Genomic DNA, 595 nt, shown 5'->3' on the forward strand with positions numbered 1-595 from the left:
TAGCACCATCGTTAGATGATGTAGCATAAACTTCTGTATAACCTCTGTCACAGCCAATTATTTTACCTTTGGTCTTTTTTTCGGCTTTTTGAATATCGGTTGTGTAATGTATTTCCCATCTACCATTACGTTTGATTAGCCTTAACTGACATTTTACTTCTGTCGCTAAAGTCGTTGGCAACTTCAGATTTTTACCCTTTGTGAGTCCACCAAAACGCAGCCATACCACGCCTTTATTATCTAATTTAGTATCAAAAGCCTTGACAATAATTTGGTTACAAACTTTTGTGTTACCTCGATACCAGAACTTTCTAACTAAGGTGCAAAGCTTGGGGTGTTTCAACCATTCACGACTTTCTAATGTAAGTTGTAAAACCCCTTTTTTAGACTGAAAGGATTGGAATGATTGACCTAGGGATTTCATCACTTTTTCAATACAAGCAGCCTGAACTAAATGAATATCATCAATTACATCATAAAGGGTTGCTTCCCATAACTTAGCAGGTAATTGGTACTTGTCTTTAGATGTGCGTAGCTGTTTGTCAATTTCAAATTTAGAAATGCCCCAAGCCTTTAAAGAGCCGAACTCATTCCA

Annotated in this window: 1 protein-coding gene; it reads right to left on the reverse strand. The window is 36.8% G+C overall.

Annotated features, from left to right (window positions below; all coding sequences use genetic code 11):
• Nucleotides 1-595 (reverse strand): nuclease/transposase family protein (locus FFO06_RS20755; RefSeq protein ID WP_503100516.1); only part of this gene is annotated, 595 nt, incomplete at both ends.

The organism is Dolichospermum planctonicum (assembly GCF_005402965.1).
In the GTDB taxonomy this organism is placed as follows: Bacteria; Cyanobacteriota; Cyanobacteriia; order Cyanobacteriales; family Nostocaceae; genus Dolichospermum; species Dolichospermum planctonicum.